The sequence below is a fragment of the Chryseobacterium bernardetii genome (assembly GCF_003815975.1).
Taxonomy (GTDB): Bacteria; Bacteroidota; Bacteroidia; order Flavobacteriales; family Weeksellaceae; genus Chryseobacterium; species Chryseobacterium bernardetii.
This window is the reverse complement of record NZ_CP033932.1, coordinates 4,887,100-4,911,076: the sequence shown is the minus strand read 5'-3', so window position 1 is coordinate 4,911,076 and position 23,977 is coordinate 4,887,100. Positions and strand designations below refer to the sequence as shown.

The window sequence follows — 23,977 nt, the reverse complement described above, 5'->3', positions numbered from 1 at the left end:
GGTTTCAGAGACCTGTTAGGTTTACTTACAACAAAAGGCTTATCAGTCAATATTTAAAACAATTATAGAACTACGTTTAGAATGAAATATTTAAATAAAACAGTTTTTTCTCTTGCTGTAACCGGAATGTTTTTGCTTTGCGGCAATGTAAACGCTCAGTTTTTAGGCGGACACAGGCTGAAGAATGATGAAGAAGGACCTAAAGGACAATTTATGATGTATGGTTCATTGGATTACTCCAAAGTGACTACTCCAACAAATAGCAGCAGTACTGTTTCCAGCGCACCGCTTGGAGTTGGGTATTTTATCAATAATAATGACCTTGTCGGTGTTAATTATGCTTACTCTCAAAATTCTGTTAATCATAATGTTATGTATAAACAAAATGAGGCCGGAGTTTGGTACAGTCCTTCTTTAATGCTGGGGAAATACTTTGTACTGATTGGGCAGATAGACGCCCATTACGTTTGGGGACAGCAGCAGGCAACAACCGCTGATGCGATGCAGAATTTTAACGGATTCCTTCTTCGTGCTTATCCTTTGATCGGAATACTATTAGGTGGAGGCTGGGCTCTGAAGTTCAAGTTTGCAGAACTTTCAATGCTTCAGACTAAGACTAAAGAAGAAGGTTGGACTAAGAGCTATGTAGCAGGAATCAGTGGTTCAACATTTGGGGTTGGTATTTCTAAAAACTTTGACTTCAGAAAAAAAACGGCTAAAAATGATTATTAATCAAACCATAGGCAATCTCACCGAAAATCCAACAGAGAAAACCATAGATTATCTGGATCTGGAATGGTTTGAGACCACCAAAAGAATCCAGCGTAAAAGAACCAGGAACGGAGCAGATGTTGCCATCAAATTTTTAAAAGAAGGGCAGCGTTTGCGTGAAGGTGATATTCTTTTTGAGGATGCAGAAAAAGTAATAGCAATTAATGTTCTGGAAACAGATGCCATTGTAATGGTTCCTGGCTCCCTATTGGAAATGGGAACAGTATGCTATGAAATCGGAAACAAGCATATTCCGCTCTTCATTCAGGATGATAAAGTACTGCTTCCGTTTGAAATGCCTATGTTCAGATGGCTGGAAGCAAGCGGTTTTAAACCGGAAAAACAATCCGTAAAACTGTTGAATCTCCTGAAATCCAATGTAGAACCTCATGGACATGGAAGTCTTGGCTCCTCAATTTTTACTAAAATCTTAAAAATGGCTTCTCCAAAAGATGAATAATACGATGAACATCAATTTTCTATCAGGGCTGCTTCATTTGGCAGATCCTACACTTCCCATCGGTGGTTATACCCATTCCAACGGACTTGAAACTTATGTGCAGGAAAGAATTGTTCATAATGTAGGAACCGCTAAGGAGTTTGTACAGAACATGCTTCAGTATAATCTTAAATTCAATGACGGAGCTTTTGTAAAACTGGCTTACGAAGCAGCAGAAAAAGGAGATTTACAGGTACTTTTAAACCTTGATAATGAGTGTAATGCTATAAAATGTCCGAAAGAAATCCGCCAGGCAAGCCAGAAATTAGGACTAAGGCTTATCAAAATATTCAAAAGAAGAGAAAGCTTCCCTTTGATGGAAGCCTTTGAAAAAGCTATTCAGAATAAAGAAGCCAATTCTCATTACTGTATTGTATTTGGAGCCTATGCTTATTTAATGAAAATCCCATTGTATGAAGCATTGCTAGGATTCTATTATACTTCAGTTGCCGGAATGATTACCAATGCAGTAAAGTTGGTACCTCTGGGACAGCTTGACGGGCAGGATATCTTATTTGCACTATATCCTGTCATGGAAAAAACAGCTCAGGAAACCATAGAGATGGACAGGGATCTGGTAGGACTTTGCAATACAGCCTTTGACATCCGATGTATGCAGCATGAAAGATTGTATTCAAGGCTTTATATGTCATAAAGAGACAAAAGGGCAAAATGTAAATAACCTTAGCTGAGTGAAACGCCCTTGCGAACGAAAAATCTTCACAATCAATCAAAAAATCTTAACGCTCTCAGCGTTAAAAAAATAAAACAAAGTAAAACTTAGAAAAAATGGAAAACAGAAAATATATAAAAGTAGGAGTTGCAGGCCCTGTAGGATCAGGAAAAACTGCATTATTGGAACGTTTAAGCAGAAAATTATTCGGGGCTTACGATCTTGGGGTAATCACCAATGATATCTATACTAAAGAAGATGCTGAATTTATGGCTAAAAACAGTCTTCTCCCTCACGACAGGATTATCGGGGTAGAAACAGGAGGCTGTCCCCACACTGCAATTCGGGAAGATGCCAGTATGAACCTTGAAGCAGTAGATGAGCTGGCAGCCCGTTTCCCTGAAATTGAATTAGTCCTTATTGAAAGTGGAGGAGATAACCTTTCAGCAACATTCAGCCCGGACCTTGCCGATGTTACCATCTTCATTATTGACGTTGCAGAAGGAGAAAAAATCCCAAGAAAAGGAGGTCCCGGTATTACAAGATCAGACTTATTGATTATCAACAAAATTGACCTTGCCCCATATGTAGGAGCCAGCCTTGAAGTAATGGAAAATGATGCCCGAAAAATGAGGAAAGGAAATCCTTTTGTTTTTACCAATCTTAAAACAGATGAAGGACTGGATAAAGTAATCGGGTGGATTAAAAAATACGCTCTTTTAGAAGAAATTGAAGAACCGAATCTGGTAAGATAAATGGACAGTCGTTTAAAAATTATTGCAGGATTTAAAGAAGGAGAATCCTATGTGAAGGACCTTTACGTTTCACTGCCCTTCAGAGTGGTTTCTGTTGGGCAGAGAAAAAGTGATAAGAAACTGTATCAGATGGTGATGAGCTCCTCTCCGGGAATCCTGGACGGAGATCATTATCACCTGGACGTTGCTCTTGAGAAAGGATCTTCACTCCAGTTGCAATCGCAGTCGTATCAGAGACTTTTCAATATGGAAGATAAGGCTGTTCAGGAGCTGAATGTAATCATGGAGGATGAAACCTCCTTTGCTTATGTTCCTCACCCCATTGTTCCGCATGAGGATTCCAATTTTAAAAGTAAAGCCAATATCCATATCGGTAAGAACAGCCAGATTATCATCAGTGAAATTATTACCTGCGGAAGAAAGCATTATGGGGAAGTTTTCAAGCTGAAACGTTTTCAGAACCTTATGGAAATCTATCATAACAATAAACTGGTACTAAAAGATAATGTGGTAATTCAGCCTGACCTGATCCCGATCAGCAGTATTGGTAACCTGGAACAGTATACGCACCAGGGAACTTTAATCTTTTACAGTACAAAAGAAAATGTAGACAAAAACGGGATCATTGAAGAGATTGTTGAAGCAGCAGCCCAACATATTGAAGACATGGAAGTTGGAGTTTCAGCGATGGATGATAACGGATTTGTAGTAAGGGCTTTAGGACATGGCGGAGAATTAATGTACAATTTCTTCCTTCATATTCAGGAAATTCTTTGGTTGCTGGAGTAAAAGAATATTGCTTTAATGAACTCTGTCACCCTGAACGGAGCCGAAGGGTGCTAATGAGGACGAAAGGTTTTATCGCTCGTTGATTGAGCAGATAAAGCAGATTTTCTTGCAGATAATCATCAGCGTAATCTCCAAAATCTGCGAGAGTATATTCAATAGAAGCGGGCTTTAGCCCGCATAAATAAAATAAATCCTCCACTGGCTTTAGCCAAAATTTAAAAAGAATCCGAAATGAGCCTTGTCAAAATTTTAAACCTTGACAAAGCTGGCAAAAATAAAATTAAGTAAAAAAAATGGACAGTACAGTTTGGGCACTGCTTTTAAGTGCCGTTTCAATAAGTTTTATACATACCGCTTCTGGGCCGGATCATTACCTGCCTTTCATTGTGATTTCAAAATCCAAAAAATGGAGTGGGATGAAGACGGCGATATTAACCGTAGTTTGCGGGCTTGGGCATGTTCTGAGTTCTCTCATCCTAGGTTTTATCGGAGTGTTTCTGGGCTGGCAGCTTAATAAAATCTCCTGGTTTCAGGATATCAGAGGAAATTTCTCAGGATGGGCATTGTTGATCTTTGGGGGAGTTTATTTGGTGTATGGCCTTATTCAGGCGGTCAGAAATAAGCCTCATAAACATTTTGATGTGATGGGTGATGATGTGTATGTATATGAACACAATCATAGCGAAGTGGTAATGCCACAAACAAGAATAAAAGTAACGCCGCTTGTCCTTTTTATGATTTTCGTAATGGGTCCCAGTGAACCCTTAATTCCTTTACTATTCTATTCTGGAGTAAAACATTCCATGCCTGAAATTGCTGTTCTGGTAACCTCATTCACCGTTACTACTGTTTTAACGATGCTTGGAATGGTTCTTCTGGGACGTTACGGCTATTCAACATTATTCAATACAGAAAAACTGGAAAGATATATGGGGGTGGTAAGCGGAGCTGTAGTAACTGTCTGCGGTGTCGGAATGGTCTTTCTTGGATGGTAAACGGGTTTGGGGATGCGGATACGAGGTGCGAGTGGTAGAGTTTGAGGGTAAGAGAGTTTGAGAGAAAAGTTTTATTTCCTGTTTCTAACCTCTACTACCTTATCCAGATCATCAATACATTTTACATCATACAAAATACATTATACAAAAAAACTATGAACGAATTTTTCAAGAAATTACCTTTTTTAGACCATATTTTAAAAGGAATAGGGCAAATCATGCTTCAGGAAAACAGATGGACCGGACTTCTGTTTCTGATAGGAATTTTTATGGGAAGCTGGCAGTGCGGAGTAGCGGTTCTGCTTTCAACAGCAGCCGGAACCTTTACTGCAATGAAGCTTAAATATGATCCATCTGAAATCAATGCCGGATTATATGGCTTCAGTGCCGCATTGGTAGGAGTGGCATTGGCTTTTCTGTTTGAAACAACAGCCTTAATCTGGATCCTTATCATATTCGGAGGAGCTTTGGCAGCTGTTATTCAGCATTTCTTTATCCAAAAGAAAATTCCGGTGTTCACTTTTCCTTTTATTATCATTACCTGGGTATTGGTGTTTATTTTACATCATTTTACCCATATTCCGCCGTCTGCAATGCTGAGTGCTGAGGTAGCCCCTTCAAAATATGATGATTTCCTTACCTGTACCAATGGTTTTGGTGAAGTGATATTCCAGGGTGGGGTTCTTTCAGGTATTATTTTTTTTATTGCTGTTTTTATCAGTTCACCGATAGCTGCTTTATATGGCTTGGCTGCCTCTATTCTTGGTGCGGGATTATCCCAATTCAATGGGGAACCTATTAAAGAAATTCACATGGGACTATTTGGATTTAATGCTGTTCTTTCAGCTATTGTATTCTCAGGAGTTAAAAAAACAGATGGATTATGGGTACTTATTGCGGTTCTTCTAACGATTGCCATTGATGATCTTTTAATTGATAATCATTGCCTGGATGCAGTAGGCGGAGTCTTTACTTTCCCATTTGTAGCCGGAACATGGATCACCCTTTTCATTCAGAAGATATTTCTTAAAACTAAAACGCAGATCTAGGTTGGAGAGTTATAGAGTTTGAGGGTTTTAGAGCGGGAGTAGGTTAGTTTAAAGTTTAATGTTCAAGGTTGTTGTCTTTTCACTGCTGGCTGACAATTCACCATTCACTTGTGAATCAAAACTGACCATTGACCTTACAATTAAAATATCTCTAGTCTCATCTCTTCGTCTATTATCTTTTCTCTCACCTGTAATTTCTAATTTAATTAAAACAAAAAATGAAAATCACTAAAATAGCAGCTGTTTTTCTTGTCATAGCATTCAGTGGAAAAATAATGGCGCAGGAAGCGGAAAAGCAGTTGTCAGTAAAAGATGCAGAAGACAAATTTCCAATTGCAGACGTATTGGTAAAATATAATCACGGAAACAGCCATACACATACTGGAACAGACGGTACTTTTGCCATCCCTGTTCAGTTACTTCCTGATACATTGGTCATCAGTCGTCAGGGATATGATGAGGTAAAATGGGTGGTTACCAATGAAGACGATAAAAATAAGGTTATTTTCTTACAGCATAAACCTTTTCAGATCTCGGAAGTGGCCATTAATCACAGTTCTTTTTTATCTGCCATTACTAAAGTGGATCTGAATAAATTCCCCGTTAATTCAGCACAGGATTTATTGAGAAAAGTTCCGGGACTTTTTATTGCACAGCATGCCGGAGGGGGAAAGGCAGAACAATTGTTTTTAAGAGGATTTGATGCCGATCATGGAACAGATGTAAGCGTAAATGTAGACGGAATGCCGGTGAATATCATGTCTCATGCCCATGGACAGGGATATTCTGATCTTCACTTCGTGATCCCTGAAACGGTGAACAATATTGATTTTGGAAAAGGAGCTTACTATATGGATCGTGGAGACTTTAATACCGCTGGTTATGTTGATTTTCAAACCTATAACGGATTGAAAAATAGCATGATAAAGCTTGAAGGTGGTTCGTTCAGCTCAAAAAGAGTATTGGGAATGTTCAATATTCTGCATGATGACCTGGGAAGGAGAAATGCTTATATCGCTGCCGAATACAATTATACAGACGGACCATTTGACGTAAAACAGAATTTCAACAGGGTTAATCTTTTTGGAAAGTATAACCAATGGCTTACTGATAACGATTATTTCAATATTCAGTTTTCAACATTCAATTCCTCATGGAATGCTTCCGGACAAATTCCGGAACGTGCGGTAGATGAAGGGATCATCAGCAGATGGGGAAGTATAGATCCTACTGAGGGCGGGAAAACTTCAAGAACCAATCTTCAGATGAATTTCAAGCATATCATTTCACCTTCTGAACAGATTGATGCCATGGCTTTTTATTCCAAATATAATTTCAATCTGTATTCCGATTTTACATTTTATTTAAAAGATAAAGACAAAGGAGACGAAATTCAGCAGGCGGACGGAAGAAATATCTATGGTGCAGAAGTAAAATATACCAAAAACTTTTCCTTTCCTAACAGCTCGCTAAACTGGACTTCCGGAATTGGCTTAAGAAACGATGATATCAATACGTTACAGCTTAATCACGTTTATCACAGAGATATGCTGCTTGACAGATTATCCGATGTAAACGGAACGGAAACCAATCTTCATGTGTATTCAGGTCTGGTTTGGAAAACCGGGAAATGGACAATTAATCCTGCATTGAGAGTAGATCATTTCATTTTTAATATGCATAATCTGCTGGATTCTGAACAATTACCTTCCGGGCAGTCAAAAGAAGCAACAAGAGTAAGTCCTAAACTGAATTTCTCCTATGCCCAGAGCGATAATGTAATGTGGTTCCTGAAAACCGGGATGGGATTCCATTCCAACGATATGAGAGTAGTGGTGACCAATAAAAATGAAAATACACTTCCATATTCTGTCGGGGCAGATTTTGGAGTAAGATTACATCCGTTCAAATCATTGATTATTACCCCAACCGTGTGGTATATGGATCTTCAGCAGGAGTTTGTATATGTAGGAGATGATGCCGTAGTAGAACCGTCAGGAAAATCAAGACGCTTCGGGGCAGATCTGGGAATCCGTTTCCAACCGTTGGAGAACTTTTACCTGAATGCAGATATCAATTACTCCCATGCAAGATTTATGGAAGAAGAAAAAGGTCAGGATTATATTCCATTAGCCCCGGTAGTGACCAGTACAGGATCTGTAAACTGGGACTTCCTGAACGGATTTTCTCTAGGTCTTCAATACCGCTACCTCGGAGAAAGACCGGCAGTGGAAGACAATAGCATCAAAACTAAGGCTTACTTTGTAAATGATCTGGTACTGTCTTATAATCGTCAGAAATGGGGAGCCAATATTCAGGTCAATAACCTGTTCAATGTAAAATGGAATGAAGCTCAGTTTGCTACGGAAACCCAGCTGAAGGGTGAAGCAGAACCTGTTACAGATCTTACCTATACGCCGGGAAGCCCATTGGGAGTAAGAGTGGGAGTGTACTATAAGTTCTAGGGTATAATGTATAATGTATAATGTATAATGTAGTGGCGTAAATTGTTTTTTTTACTAAAATAAAAAAAATGATGACTCATATCATACATTGTACATTTTACACCCGACATTGTACAAAAACCTCCAATAATATAATTTCAGCATTAAATTTGTAATAATCGATTCATTATGGAAGTATTATCCAATTTTCAATACAAAAAACTTTTCCTGCCCAATATCACGGAAAAAATATTAGCCAATAATGCGGATATACAGCTCTACCGGATAGAGAATTACCTCAAAGGTATTTTGATGCCGGTAATTCCGTACCGTACAACGTTTAATTTCATCATTTTCGTTACGAACGGGCATATCAAACAGTACCTTGAAAATAAGGAATACCATGCGGAAAAAAGGGGAGTGATCTTTATCAAACAGGGAACCATTACTGCTACCGTAGAGCTTTCTGATGATATTGAAGGCTTTTTTCTGGCCTATGAAAATAATATCCTTTCTGAACAGGAATTGCCAAAACATAAGAGCAGCATTTTCTTTATGACCCCTTTCCTGAACCTGGACAGCCTGACTTACGGAACCATTACCCAGCTTCTTCCTATTATGGAACAGGAATTATGGCTGAATAATCTGAACGTAAATGATGTGGTAGTCACAATGCTTCACCTTATTCTCATCAAAATGCTGAGTACAGATTCTGATGCCCATCATAAATCTGCCACAAGACCGATGGAATTGTCTCTTCAGTTCCGGGATCTTTTATTCAAATATCATGTAGGAGAAAAACGTGTGGCTTTCTATGCTGATAAATTATCCGTAACAGAAAGTTATCTGAACAAATGTGTGAAAAGCGTTACCCAAAAATCTCCCAAACAGTGGATCAACGAGATCGATATCAATTACAGTAAAGCATTACTGCATTCCAGTAAAGATATTGCGGAAATTGCTTATGAACTGAATTTTCACACGGCATCTCACTTTACCCAGCTTTTCAAAAAAATTGCAGGGATTACTCCAAAGGAATACAGAACTCAATTTTTGAGCAATAGAGTAAAGGGTTAGACTGAAAGCTGGAAGTTCTTGAAGCCTCAAAAACGGAAGTACTTCCAGCTTCCATTCCAATTCCCTACAACTTCTCGTTCTCTAAAATCTTAATCACCAGTTTCTCCTCTTTCGTCAGATCAGCTTTGCCGTCATTTTCTTCAATGACTTCCAGTTCGTCAAGATATTTTTTAATGGTGTTATTTTCGTAAAGATTGATCACTAGGGGATGAACATAGTACTTTTTACAGACCGCAGTAGTATTTCCAAGATTTTCGGCCACCATATCCAGGGCTTCTTTTACTTTCTTTTTGTATTCAGTGTTGCTTTCCGCGTATCCTATTTCCTTAAAAGCGATCAGAGCGCTTACTGTTCCGGACCATGTCCTGAAATCTTTGGCCGTAAAATCATCACCGCTTATTTCTTTTATGTATTCATTCACCATCCCGGAATCTATAGAATGCCGGTTTCCTTCATCATCCAGATACTGAAAAAGCTCTTTACCGGGAATATCCTTGCATTTCTGTACTAGTCTTGCCAATCTCTTGCTTCTGAGATCAACATGATGCATAATCCCTTTTTTCCCTTTAAATGAAAACGTGATCTTTTGTCCTTTAATTTCAACATGTTTATCCTTTAAGGTAGTGAGTCCGAAAGAACCATACAGCTTCTCATACACATTATTGCCGATTCGGATATTGGTTCTCTGCATAAGACTTACGATCAGAGCCAGTATTTTCCGTTTTTCAAAATTACGCAAAGCAAGATCCTGCTCAATATGAAGCCTGATGTTGGGTAAGGCATAGCCAAACTGAAGCATTCTGTAGAATTTTGTATGGTTTCTTAATGCACTCCATAAAGGATGATAGCGGTACTGCTTTCTTTTCTTAACATCAAAACCTGTAGCCTGAAGATGGCCATTTTCCAGGGCACAGATCCATACATTTTCCCACGCCGGAGGAATAACCAGCTTATTGATGCGGGTTATTTCATCCTTATCACGGATCTTTTCTCCATCCTTATAATAAGAATATTTCTTTCCTGTTTTTTTACGCGTGATTCCGGCTGTTTCTGCATCGGTGGTATAAATAAGATGTACCGCCTTTGCAGAAGCTTCCGGATCCTTCATGATTTTAACAATCTTTGATGGCTTAAGGTGAGAAATAATCTCTAAATCTGTATTCTTCTCCATAGGAAATGGTTAGGAGTTTTTACCCTTCGAAAAAATCAGGAAAAGAATCACTACTATTGCACATACTAAGAGGATTCCCCACCACATTCCGGCCTTAAAGATTGTTTCTACTGCGCTACAATTGGTTAGTGTCAATACACTTAATATCATTATACTGTAAAAGCTCAATTTTTTCATAAGTGTAGATTTTATGGGTGTCTATTAAATTCGGAGTTTGTCGGCCTTCCAGTTTTTGATGGATCTTTTAATCTCATCCCCTGAAATATTCTCATGAAGTGCCCTGTACAAAAGCTCCTTAAATTCATCGTCATACGTAAACCTCAGGGCTGCAATCTGGTCAAACCTTAATTTTTCAACTGTTTCATCAGATCTTCTGTTAAAAATCTCAAAATACCGTTGTTTAAATTCAAGAATCACCATACGGTTCTGAAGCCCTAATGCATAATGCTGTCTGGTCATCAATGCCAGATAAAAAAGCAGAAAAATTACAATTGAAAATAAGATCCAAACCAGCTGATTACCGGGATCATCCCAGATTTTATAGACTCCCAAAATCTCCAGTATAATTAATAAAGGGAGATAAACAAAATGATGTGGCGGATAAAATTTTCTGTGGTTATTATAGTTCTGCTGTTTCATAGGTGTAATGTAGCAATAATCTTTCCAAAAAATTATTATTTTAATATAAAAACATATTTTATGGTATGAATTTTATTTTTTTTTAGAAATAAGGAAAAGAAATTTTATCATCTAAAATAAACAGCTGCATACTATCAGCTATTCATCATAAAATCATTTGCACGTTTGTGCCTAATAAAATATGTTCTTTGTGCCCTCAGTCATAATTCATAAAAAAATAACATATCATAAGGAAAATAGGGACTTTATTTGATCCTCTGACTTTAAATTTTTCGTAACTTTCGGTGTTTAAAAATGAAAAGAATGACTTCAAAGGAAAAAGTTGCTGCGCTTCGTGAAGAAATGCAGAAAAATAATGTTGATGCATTTATCGTATATTCTGCAGATCCCCACATGAGTGAGTACCTTCCTGAAGAATGGCAGGAAAGAGCATGGCTGTCAGGATTCCTAGGTTCTGCCGGTTTTGTGGTAGTTACTAAAGATAAAGCTGGTCTTTGGACAGACGGAAGATATTTTACACAGGCAGCTATTGAACTGGACGGTTCAGGAATCGACCTTTTCAAAGACGGCATAGAAGGAACTCCCAATTATATTGATTGGATCATTTCTGAAATTCCGGCCGGAGGTAAAGTGGCCGTAAATGCTCTGGCCGCTTCCAATGCCAACTGGGAACTGCTTTCTCAAAAATTGAATTCAAAAAATATTACCCTTGCTGATATTCCTCTTTTAAAGGAAGTTTGGAAAGAAAGAGGAACACCTTCTGCTCATCCTATCTTCGTACAGCCCGTAGAAAGAGCCGGAAAATCTGTAACAGATAAACTTTCTGCCATCCGTCAGAAAATGGAAGAGCAGGAAGCCACTGTTCATATTATTTCAAGTCTTGATGATGTGGCATGGACATTAAACCTGAGAGGAAGCGATGTACAGAGCAATCCTGTATTTTTAGCATATATTGTCATCACCAAAAATGATGCAGTGCTATTCACAGGGCTGGAAAAACTTGAAGTGGAAGCAAGAAAACAGATGGATGATTCTTTCGTAAAAATGATGCCTTACGAAGAATTTTACAATTACCTGAAAACATTCAGAAATGAAAAAGTATTGGTTTCTCCCAACAGTAACCAGCAGATTTTTGAAACATTAAAGGCAGATAATCAATTTATCAAAGCTCCGGTACCTGGAAACCTGATGAAAGCACAGAAAAATGAAACAGAGCTTGAAGGTTTCAGAACCGTAATGGTAAGAGATGGGGTGGCTATGGTAAAATTCCTTTACTGGCTTACTCATAACGCAGGAAAAGAAGCGATGAATGAATATTCCATCGGTGAAAAACTGAGAGGTTTCCGTGCGGAAGGAGAGAACTTTGTAGGAGAAAGCTTCGGTTCTATTGTTGGATATAAAGACAATGGCGCCATCATGCATTATTCTGCCAAGAAAGAAGGAAGTAAGGAGGTTACGAATGAAGATACCATCCTGGTAGATTCAGGAGGTCAGTATCTTGAAGGAACTACTGATATTACAAGAACTTTTGCACTGGGAACTCCTTCAGAAGAGTTTAAAAGAAATTCTACCTTGGTATTACAGGGATTAATCCGCTTATCTATGGTGAAATTCCCTAAAGGGACAAAAGGAGTACAGCTTGATGCTATTGCAAGGCTTCCGCTATGGATGGAAGCTAAAGACTTCAACCACGGGACAGGACATGGAGTAGGTAGCTTCATGAACGTTCATGAAGGTCCGCAAAACATCAGAAAAGATTTAAATCCCCAGGAGCTACTTCCGGGAATGGTGTTATCCAACGAACCGGGATATTATCTTGAAGGGCATTACGGAATCCGTCATGAAAACCTTATTGCCGTAAAAGAAGCAGAGAAAACAATTCACGGAACCTTCTATGAATTTGAAACATTAACATTCTGTCCTTTCTTTAAAGATACTGTGGTAAAAGAAATTCTTTCAGAAAGTGAAATTGCATGGCTGAATGATTACCACAAAACATGTGAAGAAAAGCTGGCTCCTCATTTGGAAGGAGAAGTAAAAGAATGGTTCTTACAATTGGTAAGTCCCCTTTAATAAAAACTAAAGTCAGTGTTGAAGACAATTTACCATTGAACTTTAAACTTAAAAACATTAAACAAAATAATTGTTAGATCAGCAAAAGTCCTGTAAGTTTTCTTGCAGGGCTTTTTTGTTTGCGCAACCGTATTTTTACGGATAAAATTCTAGGGATTCTCCTGATGGTGAAGATTACAGCTCTTTTTATCTTTGTACCAATAAACATCATTCATATCTTCATATAATAACTTAGTAATTCAAAACGGTAGATCATCCCATCCTGGGATGGTTTTGTTTTTACTGAAAATCTGTTTAAACTTAACTGCAAGTTTTTATTTACATTTTAGTGTATTTTATATAACTTAAATTTTAAGTGCTTAAAAAAACTTTTGTGTCTTCAGGGTTGAATAAAAAACTTCCATCTTCCTGCTATTTACCCCAAACTTCTTTACCCCAGACTCAGTTTTTCAGTAAGTTTTATTTATTTTCGCTGTATTAAGAAAATCCAGATCAATGGTACATAATTTTTTCCGGAATTTTAAACTGTTTTCAGAAAACGAAATCGAAGAGTTTGTAAAGCTTTTTGAAATCAGGAAAGTCTGTAAGAATGCGTATTTCATACAGGAAGGTGAGAAATGCAGGGAGGTGGCATTCATCCAGTCCGGAATTTTCCGTTCCTTCTATCTTTCTGATGAAGGAAAAGATATGACCTATTGTTTCAGGTTCCCCAATACCATGATGGCTGCCTATTCATCATTTATTTCCGGATGTCTCAGTAAAGAAAGCATGCAGGCAATTACTGATGCAGAACTTCTGGTCCTGAAGAAGGAAAAAATGGACGCTCTCGTCCAGGATAATCTTAACTGGACAAAATTTTTAAAGATCATTGCTGAACAGGAATATCTTGAACTGGAAAACAGGTTTTTTCAGCTTCAGAGGGATAGTGCTGCGCAACGTTATAAGACACTTCTTAAAAACTATCCGGATTATATTCAGAAAATTCCTTTGCAATATCTGGCTTCTTACCTTGGCATTACCCAACGGCATTTGAGTCGCATTAGAAAAGAGATTTCTTTTTAGACATTTGTCCTGTTTATTGGTGTATGGCCTCTATAATTTTGTCAAAAAAAATAAATGGAGAACAATATTCTGATTATAGGAGGAAATGGATTGGTGGGAAAAACAATTGCCCGTATTTTACAGACAAGAAATCCTCATCTCAATGTTTTTATTGGCGGGCGCAAAGAGGGTGTTACGGATAGAAACCTGAAGATTGACGTTACTGATCCCAAGACTTTTCAGGTTATTACGGATAACAAAATCAGTCTTATCATTCTTTCTGTGAATGACAAGTCTGACCATGTGCTCAGATATGCCATTGCCAATAAGATTGATTATCTGGACATCACAAAACCAACTCCTGATCTGATAAAAGCCTATGATATTGCCAGAAAAACAGAGATCAGCAGCCGAATTGTTTTCAGTTCCGGATGGATGGGTGGGATAGTCCCAGGATTGGTTCATGTCCTTTCAAAAGATACTGATGGCATTCAGGCTGTAAAACTTTTTGTATATTATTCTGTTAAAGATTTGGCTGGAGAGAGCTCAGCTCATTTTATGGCGGAAAATGTAGCAGTTCCCTTTTATGATTACAAAGATGATCAACCTAATTCCATCAGGCATTTTTTAGATACTGAAATTTTTGATTTTTCTTTTGGAATAGGAAAAAGGAATGCCTACAATTTTGATGTTCCTGATCTGTACATCCTGAACAGGATTGAAAGAATTTCCAATGTGAGTGTAAAAATGACTTATAATTCTAAATTTATTACCTGGCTGTTAGGGAGTTTTCAATATCTCAGGATTTTTAATATTCTGTCTTTAAAAGAAAGAAAAATGATCTTCGGATCAAGCGGAAATGGAGATCAGGCGGTTTTTGAAGTTGTAATAAAGGCTAAAGATGGTGAGAAAAAACTGAGCCTGCAGAGTACAAAAGGCCAGGCAGAATTAACAGCTTTATCAGCAGTTATACATACAGAAGAGTTATTGAGGAATCCTCACGAAAACAATATTTATTTCAGTCATCAACTGCATGAACCTTTATCATTACTGGCTCAGATTAATGCCTATGAGTCTATTAATACCCATATAACATCATGAAAAAAATAGCTATTATCAATGGGCACCCGAATAAAGAATCCTTCAATTCCGGTGTTGCTGAAGCTTATAAAAATGGAGCTATAGAAGCAGGAGCAGAAATCAAAGAAATTAGGATTGCAGATTTAAACTTTAACCCCAATTTACAGTTTGGATACCAAAAACGAATGAATCTGGAGCCGGATCTATTAAATGCCTGGGAAACTATACAGTGGGCAGATCACCTGGTATGGATTCATCCGGTATGGTGGGGAGGTTTGCCTGCTTTGATGAAAGGTTTTATAGACCGGCTTTTTCTCCCTGGGTTAGCTTATAAATACAGAGAGAACTCTTTGTGGTGGGATAAACTTTTAAAAGGAAAAACAGCTCATATTATCACTACAATCGACCAACCGGGCTGGTACTATCGTCTTGTGTATGGAAGACCAAGCGTCAATCAGCTAAAAAAATCAATACTTGAGTTTTGCGGGATAAAGCCGGTAAAGGTTACATACCTCGGAATTGTGCGAACTTCTACTGAGGAGCAGCGGAAAATATGGCTGAAGAAAGTAAGAGTATTGGGACAAAAACTAAAATAATATTCAATAAAAAAACAGAAGTTGGAAATTCTTATAACTTATCAGTATCATTTCCAGCTTCCTGTCTTTTAAAGTCCTTTTTTCCCTTCAATCCAATAGGCCTGCGATCTGATGCATTTTGAAGAAACTCCTTTAGCCTTAAGATATTTTCTAATCAGTGACATCCGGTTTCCGTTTCCTGTAAGGTAAAAAACAGCATCATCATTGTAAATGGTTTGTTTTTCCTCTCTCAGAAAGTCAGTCAAGGCTTCTATGATTCTCATTGTACTGTTTTTGGGACTGTGATAACCATATAAATTGAGACTTTCAAGAGCCTGGGGCTCTTCCAGCTCATGAAGACAGATAAATGAAGAACCGGCTTCTTCCACAGCTTCTTTAATGGAAAGAGAGCTGCCCAGTGAGGTTTCATCCCCTATGGAGAAATGAATTTTTGCATTCGGCTCAAAAAATCGCTTTCCTCTGGGAATCAATATTTTTATAGAATCCCCAACAGATAAATGGGCTGCAAAACAACTTCCCACAGCAGAATCATTGTGGATATGAAATAAAACTTCAAAAGTTCCTGCTTCCCTGTTAAAATTGAAAGGGGAATAATTACGGAAATCCCTGTCGTTGATCCTTATCCCAATGGCATAACCAGGTTCATACTGAATGTCTTGTAAATCAGTTTCAAAACGTATAAGACGAAGGTTTCCCGAAACACTTTCTATATGAATAATTTTACAATCTTTGAATTTTGAGGACCATACATTTTCTACTGTATCGTTGATCCATTTTGGTAAACTTGGCATAAGAATTTTTATTGCAAAGGAAGCTTCAAAATATAAATATTACGATAGCTGTTTCATGGGAATAATTGGACAATTCGTGGTTAAGGATATGAAGAGAATAATATACCGGAGAATAGGACAGAAATTTTTGCGGTGTTTTCAGCTCCTGTTTGAATTCCTGAATTCAGAAGGGGATTCATCTTCCAGTTTTGAAAATAAGCGGCTGAAATACGTGTGGTCATCATATCCCAGCTCATAAGCAATTTGTTTTATGGTAAGATGGGTAAACGCCAATAACCGCTTGGCTTCAATCAGAATTTCCTGATGAATCCAGTGTTGGGCAGGTTTACCGGTCACCTCACGGACGGCTTCTGTGAGATACCCTCTGGAGATATTTAGCTTTTCAGCATATTCGGATGGACTTTTCAGGGTTTTATAGTTTTGCCTTACCATAATTTTAAACTCCCGTGTAAGTTGTAATGAACGATTTTCAGAGGCGGCCTGAGAATTGTTTTCTTTTGAGTAAATAAAGGCAAACATCCCTATAAAAGTATGAAGCAGAGACTGGATCATTGAGAAACCTTCTTTGGAAGCCAGCATCTCTTCCGTATAAAAGGAATGGAGTATAGCGGCCGTGTTATTGAATTTTTCTACCCATGCTGTCTCCACTTTCAAAGGACGTATTCCTTCCAGAAACTCTTCAAAAACAGAACGTACAGCATCCGGAACCATATCAGATTTTACAGCTACAAACCATCCGTTCACGTTATCCATTAAAAATCCCTGGTGTACCTGTCCGGGTAATACACAGAAGATAGTAGAATTTTCAGCTTCAATGATGTTGAAGTCTACCATCATTTTTACATGTCCGCTTTCCATGAAAGTAAATATATAATGGCTGTCCCGATGTATTCCTTTATCCAAAAGGATATTTTCCGCATAATACGTATGCTGATCCATTCTTTTTATATGGAAGCGATGCCTGGAAATGTCACTTAGATCGTAGGTAGGAATGGTATGCTTCATTTTTTTGAAACTGATTGTACAAAGCTACAACAATATAAAAGATCTGTTTTGATTCGGAATATAAAAAGTTACTGTGGCAGAAGATTCTAAATTGGTATTGATAACGCTTTTTAATCATGTTTAGAGATCTGTAATTTTTTTGTTGCAATACCGGGATAGGCAGCTTGTGATCCCAATATTGAAAAAAACGTAAATTAGCTAATGGAATTAAAGTAAATATTTCCCAATCATTCATGTCTAAACTAAGAGTAGCAAGAGAGCAGAAAAACCTTACCCAGGAAGAACTTTCAGAAAAATCGAAGATATCTGTAAGAACCATCCAACGAATTGAAGCAGGTACAGAACCGAAAGGGCATACCTTGAGAGCATTGGCCCAAGCCTTGGAAATAGAGGAGAAATCCTTACAGAATATTATCGCAATTCCTGTAACCAATGATGAAGTTACCCATGAGATAGCTCCTGAAGTGGAAGAAGAGCTGCAGCCTGAGATCAATTATGGTCTCATTAAAATTATCAACCTTTCTTCACTGCTGTTTACCCTGCTGCCGCCACTGAATATTCTTGTTCCGCTTCTCCTGATGTTTACCATGAAGCAGAGAAACAGCCTGGCCAGACAGATTATATCAGTTCAGATGATATGGACAGTTATAGCACCTGTTGTATTCATGTTGGGGATATTTTTAAAGCTCGGAAGACAGTTTACGCTGATTCTTATGATTGTCATTGTACTCTCTAATATTTTTATAATCCTTCGCAATGCTGCAGAGATTGACCGCAATAAGAAACTGTATTTTCGTTTGAATTTCAATATGATATGATTCCTGTCAGGGCTTTGTCGGGTTTTTGTCAGGTTCATTTTTAGGGATGAGACAGATGAAAATATAATCTTTGTCAAAAAATTTAATAATGACAAAAACAGCTTCATCTGTATTTCTTTTTTTCTTTCTGTTTTTTAATACTTATGCTCAACTGCCGAAAACAGATCCTCTTTACCAGACAATAATGGCAAGGGACAGCCTTCTTTTTTCTGTAGGATTTAATATGTGTAACAGTAAACAGATGGAGGAGCTGCTGAGTGAGCATCTCGAATTCTATCATGATAAAGACGGCTTTTCAGATAAACAGAAATTCTTGACCGACTTTAAAAATGGTCTTTGTAAATCTCCGGATGTTTATCGTTCCAAAAGAGTTCTGGCTGATAAAAGCACTCAAATCTATCCCATGTTTAAAGATGGAAAAGTGTATGCAGCTATACAGAACGGGGAACATCTGTTTTATGAAAAACAAGGCAGCCGGGCAGAAAAATTAGTAGGTGGGGCTAAGTTTATCAATTTCTGGCTTTTGGAGAATAATGATTGGAAATTAGCAAAGTCATTCAGTTTTGATCATCATGCCAAAGAAAAAACCGATCAGGAAACGGTCTTTAATAACGATCAGGAAATAGGAAATTGGTTGAAAGAAAATAAAATTCCGGCTCTTGGACTGGGAATTATTGAAGATGGGGCATTGAAACAGATCAAAATGTTTGGTGAAATTAAAAAAGAATATTCAGCTCCCTATAATGCCTATTTCAATGTGGCCTCTCTTACTAAGCCCGTTACAGCAATGGTAGCTTTACGTCTGATAAGCCTTGGAAGCTGGAAACTGGATGAACCTCTGGATACTTATTGGACAGATCCGGATATTGCCAGTGATCCGAGGCATGAAAAATTAACAACCCGGCTTATTCTTTCTCATCAGACTGGATTCCCCAACTGGAGATGGATGAATGCTGACCGAAAACTCAACTTTCAGTTTGAGCCGGGAACGAAATATCAATATTCAGGAGAAGGATTTGAATACCTGCGGAAAGCTCTGGAAAAGAAATTTAAAAAGCCGCTGGAGCAGCTTGCCCGGGAACTGATCTTTAATCCTCTTCAAATGAACGATACAGATTATATCTGGGATCAGAATACCGATGAATCCAGATTTACAGTAGGATATGATGAGGAAGGAAAGCATTATCCGGTAGAAAAAAATAAGACAGCCAATGCCGCTGATGATCTGCATACAACAATCGGGGATTACGGGAATTTTATGGTAAGTGTGATGAAAGGGAAAGGGCTGATGCCCAATATTTTTAAGGAAATGATAAAGAAGCAGGTAAAAATAAAAGAAGATACTTACTTTGGATTAGGGTGGTTAGTTTATGACCTGGGAAATGGAAACTATGCCTTGTCTCATAGCGGTGCAGATCATGGTACAAGATGTATTGCATTTCTATTGCCCCAGTCAGGTAAAGGGCTTCTGATTTTTACCAATTCAGATAATGGTTATAAAGTATACGAAAAGCTGGTTCTTCATTATCTGGGAGAAGAAGGAAAGAAAATTGCCGATATAGAGAATAAGTAAATTATTCACGCAGATTAAAAAAGGTTTTTAGTATATCCGCTTTTCAATCATCCGTGTAATCCGTGAAAAATAAAAATAACTAACTAATAACCCTGCAATAAGTAAAAAAGCCTGTCTTCAATAATGAGAGACAGGCTTTATAATTTATTTTACTTTTTCCAGAAGATATAATTTAGCACCGGAAAATGCCAGCTTAGGCATCAGGTTACCTTCCAGGACCATTGTTTTACTATTAACATCAATCACCGAAATATAATTATTGGAATTGTATTCAATATAATTTTCTTTTTCTTTGGTGATAGGGTTTTTCCCGAATTCTAAAGAGTATTTTACCCAATCTTCCTTATCAGAACTGCAATGTACAGGTTTAAACTTAGATTTATTAGCTTTAAAAATCATTTGGTCAAAACCTTCTGTACAATCCGAAGAAAATGTGCTTTCCGGATTCTGATCTTTGGTAAAATCTTCAAAAGAACCTTTATAAACCCCTACAACTTTCCAGGTTCCGTCCAAACGGTCTTCATCTATTTTCCCCTTTGCCTTGCTTACTGCCCAGCTGATACCATTAACAGTTCCCTTTACCGCCTTATAGCCTATATTTACAGCTCCAGATACTACTTTAGTGGCAGTTCTTACCACACATGAATTCAATACCAGAACAGCCGAAGCCAGAAATATTATTTTTTTCATACTGTCAAATTTTTTACGAAGATAATATTTTAACTTTTAATAAAAGCTGTGAATCTTGCGAAGGCATAAAGTGGAAAAGTGTTCTACTGGGAAAATACCGCTAAGTATTTTTCCGGCATCCACATAAAGCATAAAACTAATGTGCCAATCAGCAGTAATGATAAAATTAATGTAGCTACTTTGAAGCCATCAAGCTCAAACTCTTTTTTCTGCTCCATGCCGGAACTGTGGAAACCCGCAAGTCCACCAGCGTTAGCATATGGCTGATTTCCCATTGGCTGAAACTTTCCATTCTGGGAAGAGAGAGAAGAGAGGGATTCTATATTTTTCTTTTGGCGGATACTGTCTGCAAACGATCTTTTGTTTTCCATATACTTTTTTTTAGCAGCTTCTACCTTTCCGTCAGAAGTAAGAGATTTAATAATTTCCTCTATTTTTTCTGAATACTGATGATATTCTTTCTTAATAACCTCAATGCCGTTTTTGGATTCTTTTATTTTAGCTTCATTATCCTGATGCCGTTTTTCATTTAGCGAAATCTGTCTGTTGAGATCTTCAAGCAGTTTCGTTTTCTCATCATTTAAGCTCTCTTTTTCTTTTTCAAGCTCAGCAATCATGTTTTGAAGATTCCGGATTCTTTCCTCCTCAAGATGGTCAAGCTCCTTTGTAAATCCATTGGAATCTACAATTTTAAAAATTCCTTTTTGCTTTACAAATTCTCCAATTTCATGACTTTGGGTAAAATAAATAGTATCATAAACGTTCAAAAGATCAATAGCTTTGTTAAAAAAGTGCTGGAGCTGGCCGGCATTGGTTTCACAATATACCACAAGAAAATTATTGTTGGATTGGCTGAAGTTAAGCTCATCCACTTCCCGGATGTTAAATCCTATCTTATCAAAATCTTTTGGTTTTTGGATGGAAAAATGATCAGAATGATTGACGGTAATAGTTCCCTCTGAAAGGTTATGTTTCTCAAGATGCCTCTGAAATTCGTTCAGTGCATTGACGATAATTCCCTCAGAAGCAATTTTATTCACGAAGAGCAGGCTCGAACCGATAAATGTACCGCCTCTGTCCGAATTCTGTTCCTTGGCAAAGGTGTAAACAGAGTAGGAGATGAGGTGGCTTCCACCGGCATAATCTTTCCGGATAGCATAGATTTTGCTTTGCGGGAACAGCTTGATAGCATCAGTTTTTAGATCAAAGGTCCTGATTTCTTTGGCAATGTTCTTGTTGCCGCCCAGGAAAAAAGACTGCCTGAAACCATTCGGGTTCCCGAAAGTGCCGAATGCGGAGAAAAAATATGTACTGTCCATTAATTTGTAAAACTAAATTTTATACGTTCCCAGAATGTTCCTTCATAATCCAGATCATAGCCTGCAATGCTTCTGTAGAGCCATTTGGCAAGCACTTCAGCGGTTGAAAGATTCAACAGGTCAATTTTTTCGCTTCCTGTGGTATTCCGGATACTTCCGATAGTGTAATACGTTTTACTTAAGCCATAAGTATCAATTCGTTGTGAAGTCATAGGAAGGTGTTCCGAGATAAAGGCATCAAGGGCTTCTGCACTTTCCACATCCATTCTTCCGGATTTATCCCATTTGGAAATAACCAGAATAGCATTCACCGATTTTAAATTCTTCCCCTTCCTTTCCAGCTCATCCAGGAATTCATTGATTAAAGAATCATCTTTGTAGGCAGTTTCATAGCTGGTAACAATAATAAAAGTAAGCGGAATATTGGCATTCAGAAAGGTTTCTATACTGCTGTGGTAGCTTCCGCCTCTTCGGATATCATTATGGTTTTCTCCGGAGGTTTCAAGAAAAGTAAGATCTATAGGAACCACTCTTTTAGATCTGTTATTCGGTTCAAAAACAAGATCCAGACGGGTTACCTGATCTCTTGTTGTTCTGTTGGGAAGTACGCCCTGCCTGATGTTCTCAAAAAAATCAGAGAGAAGAACATTGGCTTCTTTAGAATTTGGAGTTCCCAGTTTGGGTCTTAAAACTCCCGCATATGACCTTAGATAATAAAGCATGGAAGAGAGGATCACAGATTTTCCCGATTCTGCAGTACCAAAGAAAAAGACAAAATTGCTGTCCTTATTTCTGATATCATTGGAAATGGTTTTGGCAATAGGGACAAAATCCTCTTTGATGTCATTTTGAAAATCAAAAGATAATGGTTTTAAGGCTTCCTCTGTTTCAAAAGACAGAGGTTTTAGCTGATCATTGTTTTCCATGGCTTAATTATTAGGAATGATGGTTTTTCCGCTTCTCTTATTGGTAAACACGCTTCTGCCATTGCTTCCGGTGTAGTTTCCGGAATCAGTAACCAATAAAATGATAATAACGATCACGAAATCAAGCAGGATACAGCCTGCCAGTACCACAAACTGGTACATTCCGAAATTTTTAATGGCATGTTCAAAGGCAAAACCTATTTTTCCAACCTGCTGGGTTTTGGAAACCAGGGGTTCAAAGTGTATTTTATCATTTCCAAGAACCGTTTGTGCCCTGCTTCCCAGTTTATTGTAATCCGAAAGGGATTCATCAATTAAACCCTGGGAAAGCCCGTCTTTATCCTTCTTAGACAAAAGAAGCAGATCCTGGATGTTTTTATTCCACTTAAAAGCTGCATTATTGATGTCGGTTTTCAAGGCTCTTTCTTCAGGAGAAAGATCTGAAATGATATTGTCAATCTGTTTTCCCATTCTTTCTGCAAGGTCTTCGTAATCCTCACCTACGGGAGTCAGCAGATCTACCTTTTGGCCTGTTAACCTTTCAATATCTTTAATTAACAGCTGGGCACGGGTTCCGATTCCTTTATTTCCGGGATCTTTAATCTGCTCCATCATTTGTTTTTTCTTGATCTCGATATTTTGAGTGGTTGCTTTATTGTATTTATAGCTCAGCTTAGATTCCACATCATTTTCAAGAGCGGTAAAATTTTTATTGATATCACGGAGTTCATCCGTATAAATATCCGTTTTCATAAACCTTGTATACAGGGCATTGAAATTGGCAATAAAGCAGAATGAGGCAATGAAAATGTAAATACCTACCAGGCTTCCGGTAGGCTTGCCTGCCAGTTTAGCATTTCTCAGCATCCAGCAAAGGAATAAAAGGAGGAGTGATAAAACCAGGGCAATTACAAAAGATGCCGGGCCAAAAATCTGTTGCAGCCCAAGCCATGTCTGGTAAAAACTTACGCTGATCAGTAATAATGCAAGGATTCCCAAAAAGAGATCTGCAGGAGTCATTTTTTTATTCATAATGTTATTCGTTGTTTTTTGAATGAGGTGGTAAAACACTTTGTTTTATAAAGCCCGAAACTACAAACAACACGATGAATAAAATTACGGGAAGCCGTAAAACCGAATCCTCCGGTTTTGATTGATACAATCAAAAAGTCAGTGAAAAAATTCACTGACCATTTGATATTC

The 23,977-nt window shown here is 37.8% G+C and carries 23 protein-coding genes; 15 read left to right on the top strand and 8 right to left on the bottom strand.

Annotated elements, in window-relative coordinates; translation table 11 throughout:
- The first annotated feature begins 81 nt into the window (after window positions 1-81).
- The 9 genes from EG339_RS22295 (at window position 82) to EG339_RS22255 (ending at window position 9,052) form a co-directional block, all read left to right on the top strand.
- Window positions 82-732, top strand: coding sequence for a hypothetical protein (locus EG339_RS22295; protein ID WP_123872212.1), 651 nt, complete (start codon window positions 82-84; stop codon window positions 730-732).
- Window positions 722-1,231, top strand: coding sequence for an urease accessory protein UreE (ureE, locus tag EG339_RS22290; RefSeq protein WP_123872211.1), 510 nt, complete (start codon window positions 722-724; stop codon window positions 1,229-1,231). The genes EG339_RS22295 and ureE overlap by 11 nt, the downstream gene beginning before the upstream one ends.
- A gap of 4 nt (window positions 1,232-1,235) precedes the next feature.
- A complete protein-coding gene (locus EG339_RS22285) occupies window positions 1,236-1,925 on the top strand; it encodes an urease accessory protein UreF (RefSeq protein WP_123872753.1) in 690 nt (229 codons plus the stop codon).
- 134 nt (window positions 1,926-2,059) lie between these two features.
- Window positions 2,060-2,698, top strand: coding sequence for an urease accessory protein UreG (ureG, locus tag EG339_RS22280; protein ID WP_123872210.1), 639 nt, complete (start codon window positions 2,060-2,062; stop codon window positions 2,696-2,698).
- The gene (locus tag EG339_RS22275; protein WP_123872209.1) at window positions 2,699-3,487 is read left to right on the top strand and encodes an urease accessory protein UreD; all 789 of its coding nucleotides are present in this window, start codon (window positions 2,699-2,701) and stop codon (window positions 3,485-3,487) included.
- A gap of 293 nt (window positions 3,488-3,780) precedes the next feature.
- Complete coding sequence (locus EG339_RS22270; RefSeq protein WP_123872208.1) at window positions 3,781-4,482, top strand: hypothetical protein; 702 nt, start codon at window positions 3,781-3,783, stop codon at window positions 4,480-4,482.
- Between the two features lie 155 nt (window positions 4,483-4,637).
- On the top strand, window positions 4,638-5,531 hold the full coding sequence (locus EG339_RS22265) for an urea transporter (protein ID WP_123872207.1): 894 nt from the start codon (window positions 4,638-4,640) through the stop codon (window positions 5,529-5,531).
- Between the two features lie 218 nt (window positions 5,532-5,749).
- The gene (locus tag EG339_RS22260) at window positions 5,750-7,996 is read left to right on the top strand and encodes a TonB-dependent receptor (RefSeq protein ID WP_123872206.1); all 2,247 of its coding nucleotides are present in this window, start codon (window positions 5,750-5,752) and stop codon (window positions 7,994-7,996) included.
- Window positions 7,997-8,164: 168 nt separating this feature from the next.
- Entirely contained in the window at window positions 8,165-9,052 is an 888-nt protein-coding gene (locus EG339_RS22255; protein WP_123872205.1) for a helix-turn-helix domain-containing protein, read from the top strand.
- Between the two features lie 64 nt (window positions 9,053-9,116).
- Here EG339_RS22255 and EG339_RS22250 read toward each other — a convergent pair whose 3' ends face one another.
- A complete protein-coding gene (locus EG339_RS22250; protein WP_123872204.1) occupies window positions 9,117-10,223 on the bottom strand; it encodes a DNA topoisomerase IB in 1,107 nt (368 codons plus the stop codon).
- Window positions 10,224-10,424: 201 nt separating this feature from the next.
- Window positions 10,425-10,862 (bottom strand): DUF6526 family protein, encoded by a 438-nt coding sequence (locus EG339_RS22240; protein ID WP_123872202.1) that lies wholly within the window; start codon window positions 10,860-10,862, stop codon window positions 10,425-10,427.
- 303 nt (window positions 10,863-11,165) lie between these two features.
- Between EG339_RS22240 and EG339_RS22235 the strand changes: the two genes are divergently transcribed.
- The 4 genes from EG339_RS22235 to EG339_RS22220 all read left to right on the top strand — a co-directional run bounded on the left by EG339_RS22235 (window position 11,166) and on the right by EG339_RS22220 (window position 15,652).
- Complete coding sequence (locus tag EG339_RS22235) at window positions 11,166-12,935, top strand: aminopeptidase P family protein (RefSeq protein ID WP_123872201.1); 1,770 nt, start codon at window positions 11,166-11,168, stop codon at window positions 12,933-12,935.
- A 495-nt stretch (window positions 12,936-13,430) separates the two neighbouring features.
- Window positions 13,431-13,997 (top strand): Crp/Fnr family transcriptional regulator, encoded by a 567-nt coding sequence (locus tag EG339_RS22230; protein ID WP_123872200.1) that lies wholly within the window; start codon window positions 13,431-13,433, stop codon window positions 13,995-13,997.
- Between the two features lie 54 nt (window positions 13,998-14,051).
- Window positions 14,052-15,077: a saccharopine dehydrogenase family protein gene (locus tag EG339_RS22225; RefSeq protein ID WP_123872199.1), complete on the top strand. Its 1,026-nt coding sequence runs from the start codon at window positions 14,052-14,054 to the stop codon at window positions 15,075-15,077.
- Entirely contained in the window at window positions 15,074-15,652 is a 579-nt protein-coding gene (locus EG339_RS22220) for an NAD(P)H-dependent oxidoreductase (protein WP_123872198.1), read from the top strand. Before EG339_RS22225 ends, EG339_RS22220 begins: the two co-directional genes overlap by 4 nt.
- A gap of 68 nt (window positions 15,653-15,720) precedes the next feature.
- Here the strand turns inward: EG339_RS22220 and EG339_RS22215 are convergent, their stop codons facing one another.
- Both EG339_RS22215 and EG339_RS22210 read right to left on the bottom strand, forming a co-directional pair.
- Window positions 15,721-16,443 (bottom strand): siderophore-interacting protein, encoded by a 723-nt coding sequence (locus EG339_RS22215; protein WP_123872197.1) that lies wholly within the window; start codon window positions 16,441-16,443, stop codon window positions 15,721-15,723.
- A 138-nt stretch (window positions 16,444-16,581) separates the two neighbouring features.
- Window positions 16,582-17,448: a helix-turn-helix domain-containing protein gene (locus tag EG339_RS22210; protein WP_123872196.1), complete on the bottom strand. Its 867-nt coding sequence runs from the start codon at window positions 17,446-17,448 to the stop codon at window positions 16,582-16,584.
- Window positions 17,449-17,681: 233 nt separating this feature from the next.
- Between EG339_RS22210 and EG339_RS22205 the strand changes: the two genes are divergently transcribed.
- Together EG339_RS22205 and EG339_RS22200 are read left to right on the top strand one after the other, a co-directional pair.
- Complete coding sequence (locus EG339_RS22205; protein ID WP_123872195.1) at window positions 17,682-18,266, top strand: helix-turn-helix domain-containing protein; 585 nt, start codon at window positions 17,682-17,684, stop codon at window positions 18,264-18,266.
- Between the two features lie 88 nt (window positions 18,267-18,354).
- Window positions 18,355-19,839 carry a serine hydrolase domain-containing protein gene (locus tag EG339_RS22200; RefSeq protein WP_123872194.1) on the top strand — a complete coding sequence of 495 codons (1,485 nt, stop codon included), beginning with the start codon at window positions 18,355-18,357 and terminating at the stop codon, window positions 19,837-19,839.
- Window positions 19,840-19,983: 144 nt separating this feature from the next.
- On the opposite strand, the gene EG339_RS22195 is transcribed toward EG339_RS22200, so the two are convergent.
- The 4 genes from EG339_RS22195 to EG339_RS22180 form a co-directional block, all read right to left on the bottom strand.
- The gene (locus tag EG339_RS22195) at window positions 19,984-20,529 is read right to left on the bottom strand and encodes a hypothetical protein (RefSeq protein ID WP_123872193.1); all 546 of its coding nucleotides are present in this window, start codon (window positions 20,527-20,529) and stop codon (window positions 19,984-19,986) included.
- An 83-nt stretch (window positions 20,530-20,612) separates the two neighbouring features.
- Window positions 20,613-21,848, bottom strand: a complete 1,236-nt coding sequence (locus EG339_RS22190; protein WP_123872192.1) for a coiled-coil domain-containing protein — start codon at window positions 21,846-21,848, stop codon at window positions 20,613-20,615.
- Window positions 21,848-22,774: a hypothetical protein gene (locus EG339_RS22185; protein ID WP_123872191.1), complete on the bottom strand. Its 927-nt coding sequence runs from the start codon at window positions 22,772-22,774 to the stop codon at window positions 21,848-21,850. Before EG339_RS22185 ends, EG339_RS22190 begins: the two co-directional genes overlap by 1 nt.
- A gap of 3 nt (window positions 22,775-22,777) precedes the next feature.
- Window positions 22,778-23,806: a hypothetical protein gene (locus EG339_RS22180; protein WP_123872190.1), complete on the bottom strand. Its 1,029-nt coding sequence runs from the start codon at window positions 23,804-23,806 to the stop codon at window positions 22,778-22,780.
- Between the last annotated feature and the right edge of the window lie 171 nt (window positions 23,807-23,977).

Coding starts and splice junctions, on each gene's coding strand:
- EG339_RS22295 (WP_123872212.1), top strand. CDS start 82: ATGAAATATTTAAATAAAACAGTTTTTTCTCTTGCTGTAACCGGAATG.
- ureE (WP_123872211.1), top strand. CDS start 722: ATGATTATTAATCAAACCATAGGCAATCTCACCGAAAATCCAACAGAG.
- EG339_RS22285 (WP_123872753.1), top strand. CDS start 1,236: ATGAACATCAATTTTCTATCAGGGCTGCTTCATTTGGCAGATCCTACA.
- ureG (WP_123872210.1), top strand. CDS start 2,060: ATGGAAAACAGAAAATATATAAAAGTAGGAGTTGCAGGCCCTGTAGGA.
- EG339_RS22275 (WP_123872209.1), top strand. CDS start 2,699: ATGGACAGTCGTTTAAAAATTATTGCAGGATTTAAAGAAGGAGAATCC.
- EG339_RS22270 (WP_123872208.1), top strand. CDS start 3,781: ATGGACAGTACAGTTTGGGCACTGCTTTTAAGTGCCGTTTCAATAAGT.
- EG339_RS22265 (WP_123872207.1), top strand. CDS start 4,638: ATGAACGAATTTTTCAAGAAATTACCTTTTTTAGACCATATTTTAAAA.
- EG339_RS22260 (WP_123872206.1), top strand. CDS start 5,750: ATGAAAATCACTAAAATAGCAGCTGTTTTTCTTGTCATAGCATTCAGT.
- EG339_RS22255 (WP_123872205.1), top strand. CDS start 8,165: ATGGAAGTATTATCCAATTTTCAATACAAAAAACTTTTCCTGCCCAAT.
- EG339_RS22250 (WP_123872204.1), bottom strand. CDS start 10,223: ATGGAGAAGAATACAGATTTAGAGATTATTTCTCACCTTAAGCCATCA.
- EG339_RS22240 (WP_123872202.1), bottom strand. CDS start 10,862: ATGAAACAGCAGAACTATAATAACCACAGAAAATTTTATCCGCCACAT.
- EG339_RS22235 (WP_123872201.1), top strand. CDS start 11,166: ATGACTTCAAAGGAAAAAGTTGCTGCGCTTCGTGAAGAAATGCAGAAA.
- EG339_RS22230 (WP_123872200.1), top strand. CDS start 13,431: ATGGTACATAATTTTTTCCGGAATTTTAAACTGTTTTCAGAAAACGAA.
- EG339_RS22225 (WP_123872199.1), top strand. CDS start 14,052: ATGGAGAACAATATTCTGATTATAGGAGGAAATGGATTGGTGGGAAAA.
- EG339_RS22220 (WP_123872198.1), top strand. CDS start 15,074: ATGAAAAAAATAGCTATTATCAATGGGCACCCGAATAAAGAATCCTTC.
- EG339_RS22215 (WP_123872197.1), bottom strand. CDS start 16,443: ATGCCAAGTTTACCAAAATGGATCAACGATACAGTAGAAAATGTATGG.
- EG339_RS22210 (WP_123872196.1), bottom strand. CDS start 17,448: ATGAAGCATACCATTCCTACCTACGATCTAAGTGACATTTCCAGGCAT.
- EG339_RS22205 (WP_123872195.1), top strand. CDS start 17,682: ATGTCTAAACTAAGAGTAGCAAGAGAGCAGAAAAACCTTACCCAGGAA.
- EG339_RS22200 (WP_123872194.1), top strand. CDS start 18,355: ATGACAAAAACAGCTTCATCTGTATTTCTTTTTTTCTTTCTGTTTTTT.
- EG339_RS22195 (WP_123872193.1), bottom strand. CDS start 20,529: ATGAAAAAAATAATATTTCTGGCTTCGGCTGTTCTGGTATTGAATTCA.
- EG339_RS22190 (WP_123872192.1), bottom strand. CDS start 21,848: ATGGACAGTACATATTTTTTCTCCGCATTCGGCACTTTCGGGAACCCG.
- EG339_RS22185 (WP_123872191.1), bottom strand. CDS start 22,774: ATGGAAAACAATGATCAGCTAAAACCTCTGTCTTTTGAAACAGAGGAA.
- EG339_RS22180 (WP_123872190.1), bottom strand. CDS start 23,806: ATGAATAAAAAAATGACTCCTGCAGATCTCTTTTTGGGAATCCTTGCA.